Raw genomic sequence first — 15,813 nt, forward strand, 5'->3', positions numbered from 1 at the left:
GGCACTTTGAATTCGATCTTATACAGGATATCAATCCATAATAGTCAGAGGCGTTCAAAAAAAACGATTTAGGCCAGCCAAAACTCATCCCTCCTTGTCAACTAACTTGTAACGAATATCAATTTCCCCATCTTTCACTCTCATCTGAACCTCACCCATCTGATCTGTTCGATAGATCTCTGACCCGGTAGCTTCCAGACGTTCCATCACTCCTGGGTTGGGATGCCCATATGTGTTGTTAACACCCGCAGATATGACCGCGGTTTTGGCTTTCCAGTATTGGAGCCAGGCTTCGGTGGACGACGTTTTACTACCATGATGAGCGACCTTTAACACGTCAATTGAGACAGATTTTGTTGAAGCATTATTTGAATTAACCCGCAACGGGCGTGTAAGTACCCTTTGTACAACGCCCTCTGCAACTCCAAGATCTGCACCTCTCTGTTCAAACGCTTCAGCGAGTGAGCCATCTTGAATCATATAGAGCAGGTTCTGTTCGGCCGCTGCATCCATGTCTCCCGTGAACAACATGGATGTCCCAGCCATGTCCAGCAAAAAGACAACGGAATCATGATTCTGGTGTTCAGACACAGGCAAACTGCCTGAAGTTTCTATTTCCATGTGTTCCAGATCTGGAGCTATAAAATGTAAACTCGTCTCCTTGTCAGCCTTATAAGACATGCCCTGCTGGATGGCGTAAAGTGGAATCTTCCGTTCCATGGCTGTGTTCAGTAATTTATCAAAGTTATCCTTACCACTGGTTGTGCCATTAAACATGAATCGTTTAACCGGAATCTGTTCCAACACAGCCTGTAGTCCTCCAGCATGATCCTGATCGGCATGCGTTACAATTACAGCATCCAGTTGATGGATGCCTCTCTTTTTCAATAGAGGAACAACGACCTTGGCTCCCACTTCATACGGATCCCGCCTTGTTTTCCATGATTGTTCGGTGTTCCCAAAGTTCACCGTGCCTCCGCCATCCACCAAAATGTGTTTGCCATCTGGCGTGGTAATCAACGTGCTGTCTCCCTGACCAATGTCCAAGAATTGCACAATGCCGGTTCCAGCAGGCCTCGGAATCTGGTATGCCCACCACAATCCAGCAACAAAGCTGATTGCGAGCAATCCGCACAACCATCGCTGAACTTTACTCATTCGTTGATGCGTATAATAACCTGCACCTCGTGCAGTAAATGCACTTGTATACTCCGGCCATGCGATACTGGCTCCTAAAGTCGTTAATGAAGTTTCTTTTCCAACAGAAGACTGTCGCATGACAAGAGGAGCCGTATCCTCCTCAGTAACCACTGTTTCTTGCTGTGTACCGTTGCCCTGATGAAGTAGATACAGCAGAGCATACAACACGGCGTAATATGCAGCAATCCACAACAGGGAAGGCGTAGCCCAGATCAATACAAAACCTGGCATGCTGTTCATCCACTCTACGCTTGTAAACGTCAGTTGATTCAGTTGAATTGCAACCCATGCGAGGGGTTTCGCCAAGGGAACCCATATGAATGACAACAGCATGGCGACCGTCCCCAGAGGTAATACAATCGCACTAATTAAAGAAACAAGCAGAAAGTTGGCCACAAATGAGAGTAATGAGAACTGATTGAAATACAGAATGGTTACTGGGAACGAAATCAGCTGAGCGGTCACGGTAACGGATGCTGTCGCTGCAAGAGATTTCGGCCAACTGCTGAACAATCGGTTAATCAATGGCATGTAGATCATCAAACCTGCGGTTACGAGAAAAGATAACTGAAAGCTAACGCTCAGCAAAAAGTACGGGTTCCACCACATCATCAGCAATGCTGCTGCACTAATCATCTGAAGACCATCTCTGGCAAGACCACGACGAGCCATATACAGCCCAATCATGGACATTATGCCTGCCCGAATCACTGAAGGTGAACCACCGGATAGCAGCACATAAGCTGGTACCAGTATAAGAACAACCGTGAGTGCCGTCTCTCTGGTAAGCCTTAGCCAGGATAAAATAAGGAGAAGAGAAGCTACATATACAGCGACATGGGTCCCGGATATTGCCAGGATATGCGTTAGACCCAGTTGTGAAAACTGACCATAGGTACCAGGATCGATATCAGTAGCCATCCCGATAATAAGCCCCTTCATATATCCTGCATGAGGCTCGGGGAATAATCGCTCGACCGAAGAACCCAATGCATGCCGCATCCAATCCGTCCACCGTAGTACGTTAATTTGTCCAACCCCTTCAGGGGGAGCTGCTGTTACTGAACTGGCTCCCTTCACTTTGAACAACCAGTGGATATGCAGGGTTCGCAAATAGCTGCGATAATCAAACCCGCCAAAGTTCCTGGCTTCACCAGGAAGGGCAAAAGAACCATGAAGCGTGATTGAATCGCCCCTCTTCCAACCTGCCGCTACCTGCTGTTCTTCCTCCTCCGCCAATCTGACTTGCACCATCAATTGTTCATCTATGTTGAACGCAGATGATGTTGCCAGATCTGTATCTGCTGATGAATTCGATATTGGTAATATTGAAGACATCTGAATCTTAAAGTCAGCCCGATCTCCATCAATGCGTACATCTGACACCAGCTCACCCTGAATTTCGGCTGACCAACCGTCCAGCGCATCAGCAGCGATCTGCATGGTCTCCGGCAGACTGCTATGATTGCGTGCGTCATTCCACTCCCAATGTGCAGCACCTCCAATAAAGGCAGCGAGTAAAAATAAAATAGACCATCCACGCACATCCATAAAGCGAAGTAGAAGTGGCAGACATGCCAGCGCTCCAATGAACCCCCAGATTAACGTCCAGCCTGTTAACGCGCATGCCATCCCGCTCCCGCACAACCAGCAAATCGTAAAACTCAGTAACGGTCTGCCTTTCATTTCTTCCCCTCCTTCATTTCACCCATTAAATGCAGAAAAACCCCCGGAAAGCCAATTCAGGCTTGCCGGAGGTTCTCCCTCGCGCATTAGACTATATTCATATTAGTTGCTCACGGTCATCATCGTTTCCCGCGGCGGCTGGTAATTCTCCAATCTGCGGAACGTTATGCCCTTCTGTTGCATCATATTCGTAACCTTGCCGGTATCTTTAGGATAAGAACGATGAAACACGATTTCTGTAATCCCGCTATTCGCCAGCATATTGGCACATGTCCAGCACGGTTCGTCGGTCACGTACACGGACGAGCCTTCGCGGTCGATTCGATCTGTGAATAAAAGCAAATTTTGCTCCGCATGAATTGTGCGAATGCATCGTTGCTTTTTCACCATTTCTTCTTGCCCATCGGTCACGACCAACTCATACTCTTCCGATATCATGCAACCTGCTTCAGAACAATCCGGGACGCCGGTGGGTGCACCATTATAGGCTGTTCCCAGCAGTTTCTTTCCCTGAACAAGAACGGCACCCACATGACGACGCGAACAGCGGGAACGGGTGGAAACCATATACGCGATGTCCATAAAATACGTATCCCAGTCCTTGCGTACCTCTGTACTCATGCTGCTTTCCTCCCGCTCAATACAATTTTTATTCTAATATTACCGGATCTGCACATGCGGTGCCATCTTCTCCAGCATCTTCATGCCGATTCCTTTGACCTTCGTCAAATCACTCACTTTCGTAAAAGGACCATGTGTATTCCGATAGTCCACAATGGCCTGAGCTTTCTTCTCCCCGATTCCGGGAAGCTCCGTAAGCTTGGAGACAGGTGCAGTATTCACATCAATCTTGCCATTGTCGCTAGGTTCCTCACGAACGACAGATGGATTACTGTTTGAAGCTGTCTCGGAGGTAACTGAAGGATTCGAATTCGTACTTGGTACAATCGGTTTAGTCAAACTAGAGGCATCCGTTGCATTATCATTTGTCTGATTTGTAGTTTGAACTACTGAATCACCTTCAACTCCTACGCTCGAAAGCTCTGTAGATTCTCCTGCCTTTGCATCCTTCCCAGTCTGCATCCCACTTGAATCCGTTCCCGAAGATGCTCCTGTATTACCCTGAACCGAAGTAGCCGACTGTACAGCAGGGAGTTCCTGCTCTATCGTCGGCTTCTCGGTGCCGAGCTGCAAGGGTTCCCAGCCACTAGGTGGTTGTTCACTTTTGCCCGACCATAATATGAGTATACTTCCAACCACCGCTGCAGCAATGGTCATTCCTTTATTCCATCTCATTCTTCCACACCTCTCCCTGAATTCAAAATCATTCATTTCGAATACGGGCGGTGCTTCCGAACCGTTGAATTTTCCTGTTGAAACAAGCTGTGCATTTTTCATGTCATGTGAAACAGGTCCTCACGCATAGAATAGAGGGAATGAACTGCGCCAGTACCGTAAAGCATGAAAGGAGGCCTGAAACAATGAAGGTTGGATTTATCGGAATCGGCAGCATGGGCAGCCTGTTGATCTATGCCCTGATCCAATCGGGTGCACTCGAGCCCCGGCAGATCGCCGCCAGCAATCGAACCCCGTCCAAAGTACGTCAGTTAGCCCTCCGTTACCCTGGTCTGCATGAATCCCAGAGTAATCGGGAAACGGTAATCCGAAGCAATATCATCTTCCTGTGTGTGAAGCCGCTTGAATTCAAACATGTCATTGAAGACATCCTGCCTGTCGTGAATCCCAATCATATAATTGTCTCGATCACCAGTCCCGTGCAGCTGCGCCATCTGGAATCTTCACTTCCTTGCAAAGTCTCCAAGGTTATTCCCAGCGTCACACACCAGGTCGGCAGCGGAGCATCCCTATGCATACACGGTGAACGAATGACCAGTGAAGACCGCGCTGTATTAGAAAGTCTGCTCAGTCATATAGGCAGGCCCTACCAAGTGGATGAAGCCTGTACACGAATTACATCCGACTTCTCCAGCTGCGGACCAGCATTCATATCGTTCTTCTTGGAACAGTGGATCGAAAGTGCAGTGAAGCTGACAGACATCAAAAGGGCAGATGCCTGTGCTCTGGCTGGCGAAATGCTCCTGGGAACAGGCAAGCTGCTCACCGAAGGAGGTTACACGCCGCAAGAACTTCAGGCTCGTGTCGCTGTACCTGGCGGTATAACTGCTCAGGCACTGGCACTGCTGAAGGTTAGTCTCGACGGCGTTTTCGACAGCCTGATCCACACAACACATGACAAGTATGATGAAGATTTGTTAAAGCTGGATGAACTATTCCGAGCCGGTGAGATTAACCGGCAACAATATTAACGAGTTTGCCTGGAACGGCAATGACCTTGCGAATGGTCTTGCCTTCCAGCGCCTGCTTAACAGGTGCCAGCTCCATCGTAAAGTCCTGCATCCCCTGTGAATCCAGATCCTTCGCGATCGTAGCACGTGTTACGATTTTACCGTTTACCTGAACAACGATTTCTACTTCCGCATCCACTGTCATGGACTCATCATATTCAGGCCAAGCCACGTAAGAGATTCCACCTTCATGACCCAAACGGCTCCACAGTTCCTCTGCCATATGCGGTGCCAGTGGTGACAACAGCTGCACAAAGTTCTCCATCGCTTCACGAGGCAGTGTATCGGCTTTGTAAGCATCATTGATGAAGATCATCAGCTGACTGATGGATGTGTTGAAACGCAGATGTTCCAGATCTTCCGTAACTTTTTTGATCGTTTTGTGAGCAGTCCGTTTGAACTCATCCGTTCCACCGTCCGCCGTAATCTTGTCATTGATGGCTCCTGTGTCTTCGTTAATGAAGAGACGCCATACACGTGACAGGAAGCGGTGCATGCCTTCAACCCCGTTTGCATTCCACGGTTTTGTCGCTTCCAATGGTCCCATGAACATCTCGTACAGACGCAATGTATCTGCACCGAATTCATTCACGATTTCATCCGGGTTAATGACATTACCACGGGATTTACTCATTTTCTCATTATTGGTACCCAGGATCATACCTTGGTTCACCAGTTTGTGGAAAGGTTCTTTGGTCTCCACAACACCCAGATCATACAGCACTTTGTGCCAGAAACGAGCATACAGCAAGTGAAGCACCGCGTGCTCTGCTCCGCCAATGTACAGATCAACTGGCAGCCACTGCTGCTGTTTCTCCTTGGAGATCAGTTCCTTGTCATTGTGCGGATCGATAAAGCGCAGGTAATACCAGCAGCTACCCGCCCATTGTGGCATGGTGTTGGTCTCACGACGTGCCTTCATTCCCGTTTCAGGATCTACCGTATTCACCCACTCCGTAACATTCGCCAGTGGTGATTCTCCAGTACCCGAAGGTTTGATCTGGTCGATATCAGGCAGCAGCAGTGGAAGTTGATCCTCCGGTACGGTCTTCATCGTTCCGTCTTCCAGATGCAGAATTGGGATTGGCTCACCCCAGTAACGCTGACGGCTGAACAGCCAATCGCGCAGACGATAGGTTACTTTCCCTTGTCCTTTGCCGTTCTCTTCCAACCAAGCAATCATTTTGGCAACCGCTTCTTCATTGTTCAGTCCGTTCAAGAAATCGGAATTCACATGCGCGCCATCACCTGAATACGCCTCTTGTGTAACGTCTCCACCTTGAATAACCTCGATGATATCCAGACCGAACTGCTTCGCAAATTCCCAGTCACGTGCATCATGACCCGGAACAGCCATAACTGCACCTGTACCGTAACCAGCAAGGACATAATCGGCAATCCAGATTGGCAGTTTTGCACCATTAACGGGATTGATTGCATAAGCGCCAGTGAATACACCTGTTTTGTCTTTAGCCAAATCCGTACGTTCCAGATCACTCTTACGAGAAGCCTGCTCCTGATAAGCCTGAATCGCTTCACGTTGGTCATCAGTTGTAATTGCTCCTACCAATTCATGTTCCGGAGCAAGTACCGCAAAGCTCGCACCGAACAATGTGTCCGCACGGGTAGTGAACACCTTGATGACTTCCTCGCGACCCTCTATGGCAAATACAACTTCTGCACCTGTCGATTTACCGATCCAGTTGCGCTGCATATCCTTGATGCTTTCAGACCAATCCAGCTCTTCCAGGTCTTCCAACAGACGCTCTGCATACTCGGTAATTCTCAGAACCCATTGACGCATCGGTTTGCGTACAACCGGATGTCCACCACGTTCACTCTTGCCATCAATAACCTCTTCATTAGCCAGTACTGTTCCAAGTGCTTCACACCAGTTAACGGCTACTTCATCCACATAAGCGAGGCCTTTATTATACAGTTGGATAAAGATCCATTGCGTCCATTTATAGTATTCAGGGTCCGTTGTGCTGATCTCACGATCCCAGTCATAAGAGAAACCGAGCGATTTGATCTGGCGACGGAAATTGTCAATATTACGGAATGTAATATCTCGTGGATGTTCACCTGTATCCAGTGCATGCTGCTCAGCAGGCAGACCGAAAGCGTCCCAACCCATTGGGTGCAATACGTTGTAACCGCGCATACGTTTGTAACGGGAAACGATATCCGTTGCCGTATATCCTTCCGGGTGGCCTACGTGCAGACCTGAACCGGATGGATATGGGAACATATCCAGTGCATAAAACTTCGGTTTAGCAGGATCCTCACCCGTTTTAAACGTTTTATTCGCATCCCAGTATTGCTGCCAACTTTTTTCCATGACTTGTGGCTGATAGCCGTGTTTCGGCTGGTTATTCTCACTCATCTATTGTTCCTCCTTCAGGTTAATCGCATTTTAATTGCAACAAAAAAACCTCAGCATCCCGTAGCGTTTGCAGCGCTAGGGACGAGAGGTTGAATTCCCGTGGTACCACCCTAGTTAGCGGACGAACGTGCTTCGTCATCCACTCCCTTTGGACCTGTAACGGCGGTTAACCGATGCGGATTTCCATTCCTGAACCCAAGCTTTATACAAGCAGGTTAAACAGAATGGTGTAATCACCGCATTTCTCCAAGGCGAGTTCGCAAATTACTGTCAACCGGCTTGCACCAACCGCCGGCTCTCTGTTATGTACAGGAATTACTACTGATCCTTATCATCGAAATATGTATACAATATCGGGAACATTATATAAAAAAGCAAGCCCAAAGTCAATATTACACGTGATAATCACCCTTTTAAGCAACACGGTTCGTATCTTTCAATAACACTCGTTACTGTTCAGGATAAACGAAAACGCTCGATGCCTTCCTCCAGATTATGAATGGCCCAATTCACATGTTCCTGATTATCATATTGGCGATAAGCGCATTCAATGCGTAATACCAGATCAAAATACAAGTCGTATAGACTTCTTCTTCTCAGCTCACTTTCAGTCGTAATCGCTTGCCCGTATCCCTTCACGAATCCGGGAGTATAGTTAAAATGACTAAAGTAATGCTCCATCAAAGGGTCTGCCCACAGAGAACGTTCAAAATCAATAATTGCTGTGATGCAACCTGCGTCTACCAGAACATTGCCATCCCACAGATCCCAACTGACAAGTACAGGTTCTTTGACATCGTCCAACACATCCGATTTTTCTTCAATCAAGCGTCTCAACTCAGGGTATTCAATCGAAAATGTAATCCCGGCTTCTTCCCCATCGTTAAGAATGTCATCCATCAGATGGATAAATGCTTCTTTCCATGTAGAATAACGTTGTTTTTGCTTCGAAAAATATCCGAACTTCTCTCCTTTGATCTCATTAATCCGACGGTTATACTGACCTAGTTGCTGCTCAATAGCTTCCTGCTCTTCCGCCGCGTATTGATCCTTGACCTGATTGTAGGGTGTTCCAGAAATATAATCCATGATAAAATAACGCGCTGGAGCAATGGTTAACGAATCATCATAAGCCAGCACTTGCGGTACGGGAACATCCTGTAGTTTCGTAATGAGGCGTAGTGCCTCAACCTCGGCAATCATGAGATCCTGCTCACAGCGCATCAGATTTGTCGAAGCCGACGGAGCAATTTTGAGTACCACCCGCTGTGCATCACTTAGGGTAATGAGATATGCATGATTGGCCCAGCCATCCACCATCTCCTTATAGTCCTGTATATTTGCAGAGAAATGTTGTTTAATTATGGTATTCAGCTGTTCTGACGTGAGTCTTGTTTTATATGTACTTTCCATTACTGCACCTCACTTTGAATAATAATTCAGTTAGAAAACGCTTTCTATCCAATCATTATGGCTTCCTTTCCTATAACTAGCAATACTTTTTGTCACCTCGTTATGTCTTTTCTTGCATTTCCTTGCCCGATTCACAGAAGCTTGTTATTCATTCTCCATGGAAAATCAAACAAAAAAACTGCCCTTATGCACCATAAGGACAGCTCTTCTCATTCGCTCTTACTTCACAGCAACGTAGAACAAGCGCTGTGCGCTGTCTCCGGCTTCTTCCCATTCAAAATCGGCATACACCTTCACGTCTCTGAAACCTGCCTTGGATAACTCCAGCTTCATCCAGTCCGGATTATACGCGCGCTGGACATGAACTTCTTCAAAACGCTGGTACATATCCTTACTACCATCATCCACACGCGAAAAGATACTCAGATGATGCTCAATCTCACAACGATCTTGATCCAATCCACAAGTCCATATATACGATACGGAGCGTTCATCCAGTACAAAAGGTTGCTCCTCATCATAACGAATAAGGGTATTGGGATGATGAACATCAAACAGGAACGTTCCACCAGGTTTCAACATCTCATATGTGCGCTGGAATGTACGAACGACATCTTCTTGTTCAAGCAGGTAATTGACGCAATCACAGAAAGATATCACTGAATCCACAGGCTCCGGAATTCGCCAATCCCGCATATCCTGCTGCACCCAACGTACACTGCCTTCGCGGTACAAGCGATGACCTTGAGGCGTGGCCTCCATCTTGCTGCGCGCAACCGACAGCATATCTGCTGAGAGGTCAATGCCTGTAACTTCAAAACCGGAGTTCACGAGCGGGATCGTAATCGAGCCCGTCCCACAGCCAAGTTCTGCGACACTTTTGGGCATTCCATGATGTTCCCAGGCTGTTCTTGCAAACCTTATCCAGTCCGGATAAGGCATATCTTCCATTAATTCATCATAGACATAGGCAAATTTCCGGTAAGACATTCAGGCACCGCACTTTCAATTTCATTTTCGAATTGATCTATATAAATTGAACCAAAGAATATTTACACTGGACACTCCAATGACAGAACAACCTTCCGATCGCTGTTATCCCCAGATTTTTTTGATTCCTTTTATAAAGGATTAAATCCGGGGATAAAGGCGAACGCTACGCTTCTTCAGGTTCTTTCTGTCCTCTCCGTTACGTGTAAATGTTTAGTTCAATTTATATAACATAAGAAAAAGCAGGGGTATCCGGTGTTTACCCAGCCTAGCCCTGCCTTCTCCGAGTTAAATATATGACATATACTTAATCCATTTCAATTACTTGGTTTCATCCTGATCCGCAGGTGCAGATTCGGACAAATACGTCCAGCTTTCCTTTTGCACGATCAGTCCGTCTTTCATCAATTTGCCCAAGGCACGCTTGAAAGCAGACTTACTGATGCCAAAGCGTTGCTTGATGATATCCGGCGGAGTTGCATCCGAGTATGGCATGCCACCCATAGGACGTTCTTTCATGAAAGCGAGCAGCTTGTCTGCATCTTCGTTACGTCCAACTTGTTTTAGTTGAGTCATGGCCAGATTCACCCGTCCGTCTTCACGTACCAGTGTCACCCGACATTTCACTTTTTCACCAAGACGCAGCATATGACTACGTTCGGATGAATGAATCATACCAATCGCGCCAAAGCCCAGTACACCGCCCTCTACAAGTACAAAAGTACCCATCTGGAGTGGCTTGTACACCGTCGCTTCAACCCATTCGTTTAACCATGAAGTTGGAGCATGGAAAGACAATGGTGAAAGCTCACGTTCCCCGGCCAATTTGGCACGCAGACGTCCTTGCTTGTCATGTTCCATGATTACAAAGACTTCATCCCCTACTTGAGGACGCAGTTCTTCCAGTTCAGGCAGTTCACGGATGGGAAGCAGCAATTGCCGTCCAAGTCCCATTTCGAGGAAACAGCCCAGTCGTGGGTGAACATCAGCCACAACCAGTCGTGCCATTTCGCCGAGCATGAGATAAGGCTTTTTCATCGTTACGGCCAGACGGTCTTCTGTATCAAAGAATACAAAAACCTCAAGCGTCTCGCCAATCTTAATATCCCGCGTTAACTCGGTGTAGTGAAGCAGTACATCTTCCGATCCTGTCGTCAAAAAGAAGCCAAACGGAGACACTTCACGTGAAACCGGCAAAGAGACGACTGTTCCAGCAATCAAACTCATACGGTTTCCACCACTTTGGCATCAGACCATAGACGTTCAATATTGTAGTATTCACGCTCGTCACGGTGGAAGATATGAACAACGACATCGCCCATGTCCATCAGTACCCAACGTGCGGAATCCATACCTTCGATACCTTTGATCGTCGCTCCGACTGCATGAGCTTGTTTGCGAATTTCAGTAGCAATGGCTTGTACCTGTGTATCGGAATTCCCGTGACAAATAACAAAATAATCAGCCACCAGGGAAACATTAATCAGATCCAATGCAACAATATTGGATGCCTTTTTGTCGTCAGCGGCAGCAACCGCCATATTCATAAGTTCTTTCGATGATACTGTCATGAACCAACCTCCATAATCTATAATTGTGTGTTCAAAAAGATCCTTCGTAATCAAAAGTGGACTTTTTGAACAACCTCTATAATTGTGCAATTAAGTCATTCCGCGACAGCATGGTCAAAGGATAAATGACACGGCGCTGCGAGATCAGCAAGCTAATCGTCGAGTCGAATCCAGCAATTAACCCTTCCTCCAGACTATGTTCAGCCTGTTCGCGAATGTGATCCACTCCCGGGAAATCTCGTCCCGGTTCAATGTAATCGGCAAGACATACCACTTTGTCTAACAGGCTCATGCCCACTCGACCCGAGGTATGCCACCGTATGGCATGAATAACTTCGGAATCTTCAACACCGTAATCACGCTCGGCTACAAAAGCACCGACTTCGGAATGCCAGAGCTGCTTGTCATGCTGCAGAAGTTCCTGGTTTAATCCGTTATCACGGATGACCGCTTCCATCTCGGCTACGGGCCAGTACTTCGCCACATCATGCAAAATCGCTGCCAGATCTGCTTTCACAGGATCAGCACCGTATTTTTCAGCCAACATCACTGCCGATTCCATCACGCCCAGTGTATGCTTCCAGCGTTTCTCCGGCATTTGTCCGGATACGGCTTGAATCAGTTCCTCACGGCTTAGTCCCATATAAACCGCTCCTTACAATATATTGGTGCACTTCATCAGGAATCATGAAGCGTACCGAATGTCCTTTGGCGAGACGTCTGCGCACGGCTGTCGATGAAATATCGACCAAGGGCATCTCGGCCAGCAGGACCCGATCCTGTAACTCGTCTGGTAAATCATCCAGATGTAACTGGAAGCCCGGCCGACCAACTCCGATAAAGGTTAAGCGTTCTGCAAGCTCTTCAATCTGCTCCCATTTGGGAAGATAGTTCACCATATCCGCCCCGATAATGAAATAAAATTCATGTTCAGGATGACGACGCCACAGTTCCTTCATCGTATCGATGGTGTAAGACACTCCGCCAAGTTCCATCTCGATGCCGAGTACCTCATATTGCTGCACACCCTTCACAGCCGCTTCCGTCATGTCGAGACGTTGCTGTCCCGAAGCTCCGGCTCCGCGCTTGTGAGGTGGAACATGGGAGGGCATGAACCAGATCTCATCCAGTGCATGCGAATCCCTTGCCGCTTCAGCTGCCAGGAGGTGTCCCATGTGGATCGGATCAAACGTACCACCCATGATACCGATCTTCACCCGCGTCACGCTCCCTTATCTAGGTAGTTCGATTTGTTTGTTATCTCGCGATTCTTTGTACAGGATGATTGTGTTACCGATGAGTTGTACAAGCTCACTTCCCGTTTCACGGGCAACTTCTTCTGCCATCTCTTTTCTGTCCTCGTCATTATTGTTCAACACTTGCACTTTCATCAATTCGCGCTTCTCAATCGCATCTTCGATGTGACGGAACAGGTGCTCGTTTGTGCCACCTTTACCAATCTGAAATACAGGGGTCAGGTGATGTGCCTGTGACCGCAAAAAGCGCTTTTGTTTACCGTTTAACATGAATACTCCATACTCCTTATATTGAGCAGGCCCTAATTGACAGTTCAAAGACTGTCCGGACCTGACCGTTCATTTATATTTTCACACTTCAAAACTTTTTAACACTGCACGTCTCATCGTCTCCACAGGAGCCGGGATGCCGAGCCAATGTTCAAAGGCTACAGCACCCTGATATACAAACATACCCAGACCACCGTGCACTGTGCATCCACGTAACCGCGACTCCCGAAGCAGGCGGGTTTCCAGCGGATTATAGATCAGATCACTCACAGCTGCGCCTTCACGAATTAGTGCAGGATCAACCGGCACGTCATCAACATGAGGATGCATTCCGGCAGCCGTTGTGTTAATCACAATATCAGCCGTAGCCAAGACCGTCGCAGCGTCTTCCATGCCACCGCCCGAGATCTCTCCCAAGCCATGCCCCCGTAAATCCGAAGCAAGTGCAATAGCCCTGTCTGCTGTACGATTCAGAATGTGGATCTGCTCAGGCTTCTCCAATGCAAGTGCGTATATAACGCCTCTCGCCGCTCCACCAGCTCCCAGGACAGCAATACGTTTGCCCGCAAGCTCCGGCACAGCCTCTTCCTTCAGGGATCGGACATAGCCAATACCATCCGTATTGTACCCTGTCAGTGTTCCACTTTCATTGACGATGGTATTCACCGCACCAATCAGGCGAGCACTTTCATCGATCACATCCAGGTACTGCATCACCTGCTCTTTGTGCGGGATGGTGACATTGACACCACGATAGCCCAATGCCACAATTCCCCGAACTGCCGCTTCCAATTGATCCATATGAACATGCAGTGGCATATACATTCCATTCACTCCTGCAGCCTGCAGGGCCGCATTGTGCATTGCCGGTGATTTGGAATGAGCAATAGGATCACCCATAACGCCAAGCAGCACGGGAAGTGAAGGGTCGCATTTTTTCTCCTCAGACATAGGTCCGCCTCCAATCCGCTCTGATGTACAGGTTCTGAGATTACATTAGATTAAGGATGGACGGATCTGTACACGAATGCCCTTTGGAGCATGCACAGCAACAAGTGCTCCGATATCGCCATTCACCTTTATCCAGCCCAGACCAGAGATAAATACATCCGATTGACTGCCGCGTTTGATGCGGAATTCATGTCTGGTCCATTCAGCCATCTCTGCTGCATCCTCACGGGTTGGCGGAGATAACAATTCTCCCAGGTGGTCACGGTACAGGTCATCTGCACGCTCCAGCTTCGTCCGGTGAATATCAAGCGCAGTGCTGATAAAACAAGTAAACGACTGGCGATCACCTTCAACAAAGTCGAATCGAGCCATGCCACCGAAGAACAGCGTCTGACCAGAATTCAACTGATAAACAGCCGGTTTAAGAGGTTTTTCAGGCATGATGGCAGCGAGATCCTTACGGGAAACAATCTCGCTGAAACGCCATGGATACACGATTCCAGGCGTATCAATAATATATTTCCCATCATCCAGCGGAATGTTCACCATATCCAGCGTTGTGCCCGGATAACGGGATGTGGTCAGTTCCTGCTCCAGATCGCTGTAATCCCGGATCAGACGGTTAATCAGTGTGGATTTGCCCACATTGGTTCCGCCAACCACGTACACATCACGATCTTCGCGATAGGTTCCAACTAGCTCAAGCAGTCGGTCGAAGCCCTGATTTTGCTTCGCACTGCACAAGACTACATCCACTGTACGCAAACCTTGTTCTTTGGCTTGCTTTTGTACCCAATTGCGAACCTTGTTCCAGTTGGTTACTTTTGGAAGCAAGTCCGTTTTGTTCACAGCAAGCAATACCGGATTGTTGCCTACAAAACGTTGCAGACCGGAGATAATACTGCCATCAAAGTCAAACAAATCAACGATATGGATGACAAGTGCATCCTTATCCCCGATTTTGCTAAGCAGCGCCAGGAATTCGTCCTGATCCACCGTAACGGATGATGACTCATTGTAGTTTTTGATGCGGAAACAGCGCTGGCATATAACCGGTTCACGATCCAGTGCCTTCTCGGGGATAAACCCTGGTAATTCCGGATTTTCTGTTTGCAGATGCACGCCGCATCCGCTGCACCTTACGGCAAGGTTGCCGTTATGCGGTTCTGTCATTTCTTCTTTTCCTCCTCAAGCCATAAGCCTTTCCTGCGTAAACTCGTTAGAGCAATCCGTTCCACGCGTCGATTGAAGCGGGTCATGAAGCCTTCGTCCCCAATGGAGATTGGCAGTACCAGAACGGTATATAGACCCATTCGGTTCCCTCCATAGACGTCCGTAAGCATCTGATCGCCTACTACAATCGTTTTTTCAGGAGTTAACTCCATCATTTTCATTGCTCTACGAAACGGTACATTCGATGGTTTGCGTGCACTATGCACAAACTGGATATCCAGCGGGGTCGCAAACAGGGATACACGATTCAAATTGTTATTGGACACAATCATCAGCTTGAAACCTGCCTCTTTCACACGTGCAAACCATTCAATCAGTTCGGGCGTAGCGTCAGGGGCTTTGGCTCCAACGAGTGTGTTATCCAGATCAGTTATAATTCCACGGTAGCCTTGAGCGTACAGCTCTTCCAGATTAATGTCAAAAACCGTGTCTACACGCAGCTTGGGCATTAACATTTTAAACAAAGAAGTCACCTCAGTTTCATACGACAC

The 15,813-nt window shown here is 47.7% G+C and carries 15 protein-coding genes and 1 other annotated feature; of the genes, 1 reads left to right on the top strand and 14 read right to left on the bottom strand.

Going from position 1 to position 15,813, the window contains the following annotated elements; translation table 11 throughout:
• Window positions 1-84: 84 nt before the first annotated feature.
• The 3 genes from WFI24_RS15200 to WFI24_RS15210 all read right to left on the bottom strand — a co-directional run bounded on the left by WFI24_RS15200 (window position 85) and on the right by WFI24_RS15210 (window position 4,182).
• Window positions 85-2,886, bottom strand: coding sequence for a ComEC/Rec2 family competence protein (locus WFI24_RS15200; protein ID WP_336762017.1), 2,802 nt, complete (start codon window positions 2,884-2,886; stop codon window positions 85-87).
• Between the two features lie 102 nt (window positions 2,887-2,988).
• Complete coding sequence (locus WFI24_RS15205; RefSeq protein ID WP_145323337.1) at window positions 2,989-3,507, bottom strand: deoxycytidylate deaminase; 519 nt, start codon at window positions 3,505-3,507, stop codon at window positions 2,989-2,991.
• A gap of 39 nt (window positions 3,508-3,546) precedes the next feature.
• Window positions 3,547-4,182 (bottom strand): ComEA family DNA-binding protein, encoded by a 636-nt coding sequence (locus WFI24_RS15210; RefSeq protein ID WP_336762019.1) that lies wholly within the window; start codon window positions 4,180-4,182, stop codon window positions 3,547-3,549.
• 185 nt (window positions 4,183-4,367) lie between these two features.
• Here WFI24_RS15210 and comER point away from each other — a divergent pair, with 185 nt between their 5' ends.
• On the top strand, window positions 4,368-5,213 hold the full coding sequence (comER, locus tag WFI24_RS15215) for a late competence protein ComER (protein WP_336762021.1): 846 nt from the start codon (window positions 4,368-4,370) through the stop codon (window positions 5,211-5,213).
• Here comER and leuS read toward each other — a convergent pair.
• The 11 genes from leuS to WFI24_RS15270 all read right to left on the bottom strand — a co-directional run bounded on the left by leuS (window position 5,194) and on the right by WFI24_RS15270 (window position 15,786).
• Window positions 5,194-7,638 carry a leucine--tRNA ligase gene (gene leuS / locus WFI24_RS15220; RefSeq protein ID WP_336762023.1) on the bottom strand — a complete coding sequence of 815 codons (2,445 nt, stop codon included), beginning with the start codon at window positions 7,636-7,638 and terminating at the stop codon, window positions 5,194-5,196. The two genes, comER and leuS, sit on opposite strands and share 20 nt — an antisense overlap.
• A 74-nt stretch (window positions 7,639-7,712) precedes the next feature.
• Window positions 7,713-7,982, bottom strand: a binding site (T-box leader).
• 112 nt (window positions 7,983-8,094) lie between these two features.
• Complete coding sequence (locus WFI24_RS15225) at window positions 8,095-9,051, bottom strand: phosphotransferase family protein (protein WP_336762025.1); 957 nt, start codon at window positions 9,049-9,051, stop codon at window positions 8,095-8,097.
• A gap of 219 nt (window positions 9,052-9,270) precedes the next feature.
• Window positions 9,271-10,041, bottom strand: coding sequence for a class I SAM-dependent DNA methyltransferase (locus tag WFI24_RS15230; RefSeq protein ID WP_336762027.1), 771 nt, complete (start codon window positions 10,039-10,041; stop codon window positions 9,271-9,273).
• A 321-nt stretch (window positions 10,042-10,362) separates the two neighbouring features.
• Entirely contained in the window at window positions 10,363-11,268 is a 906-nt protein-coding gene (locus tag WFI24_RS15235; protein ID WP_145323349.1) for a CvfB family protein, read from the bottom strand.
• The gene (gene rsfS, locus WFI24_RS15240; RefSeq protein ID WP_336762028.1) at window positions 11,265-11,612 is read right to left on the bottom strand and encodes a ribosome silencing factor; all 348 of its coding nucleotides are present in this window, start codon (window positions 11,610-11,612) and stop codon (window positions 11,265-11,267) included. The genes WFI24_RS15235 and rsfS overlap by 4 nt, the downstream gene beginning before the upstream one ends.
• A gap of 76 nt (window positions 11,613-11,688) precedes the next feature.
• Window positions 11,689-12,255: a bis(5'-nucleosyl)-tetraphosphatase (symmetrical) YqeK gene (gene yqeK, locus WFI24_RS15245; RefSeq protein WP_336762030.1), complete on the bottom strand. Its 567-nt coding sequence runs from the start codon at window positions 12,253-12,255 to the stop codon at window positions 11,689-11,691.
• A complete protein-coding gene (locus WFI24_RS15250) occupies window positions 12,239-12,829 on the bottom strand; it encodes a nicotinate-nucleotide adenylyltransferase (RefSeq protein ID WP_074095918.1) in 591 nt (196 codons plus the stop codon). Before WFI24_RS15250 ends, yqeK begins: the two co-directional genes overlap by 17 nt.
• Window positions 12,830-12,844: 15 nt before the next feature.
• Window positions 12,845-13,138, bottom strand: a complete 294-nt coding sequence (gene yhbY / locus WFI24_RS15255; RefSeq protein ID WP_017687186.1) for a ribosome assembly RNA-binding protein YhbY — start codon at window positions 13,136-13,138, stop codon at window positions 12,845-12,847.
• An 81-nt stretch (window positions 13,139-13,219) separates the two neighbouring features.
• Window positions 13,220-14,089, bottom strand: coding sequence for a shikimate dehydrogenase (aroE, locus tag WFI24_RS15260; protein ID WP_336762037.1), 870 nt, complete (start codon window positions 14,087-14,089; stop codon window positions 13,220-13,222).
• Window positions 14,090-14,134: 45 nt separating this feature from the next.
• A complete protein-coding gene (yqeH, locus tag WFI24_RS15265) occupies window positions 14,135-15,262 on the bottom strand; it encodes a ribosome biogenesis GTPase YqeH (RefSeq protein ID WP_145323357.1) in 1,128 nt (375 codons plus the stop codon).
• Entirely contained in the window at window positions 15,259-15,786 is a 528-nt protein-coding gene (locus WFI24_RS15270; RefSeq protein WP_145323359.1) for a YqeG family HAD IIIA-type phosphatase, read from the bottom strand. The genes yqeH and WFI24_RS15270 overlap by 4 nt, the downstream gene beginning before the upstream one ends.
• Between the last annotated feature and the right edge of the window lie 27 nt (window positions 15,787-15,813).

Origin of the sequence: Paenibacillus sp. USHLN196, assembly GCF_037144955.1 — a bacterium.
GTDB classification, from domain to species: domain Bacteria; phylum Bacillota; class Bacilli; order Paenibacillales; family Paenibacillaceae; genus Paenibacillus; species Paenibacillus xylanexedens_C.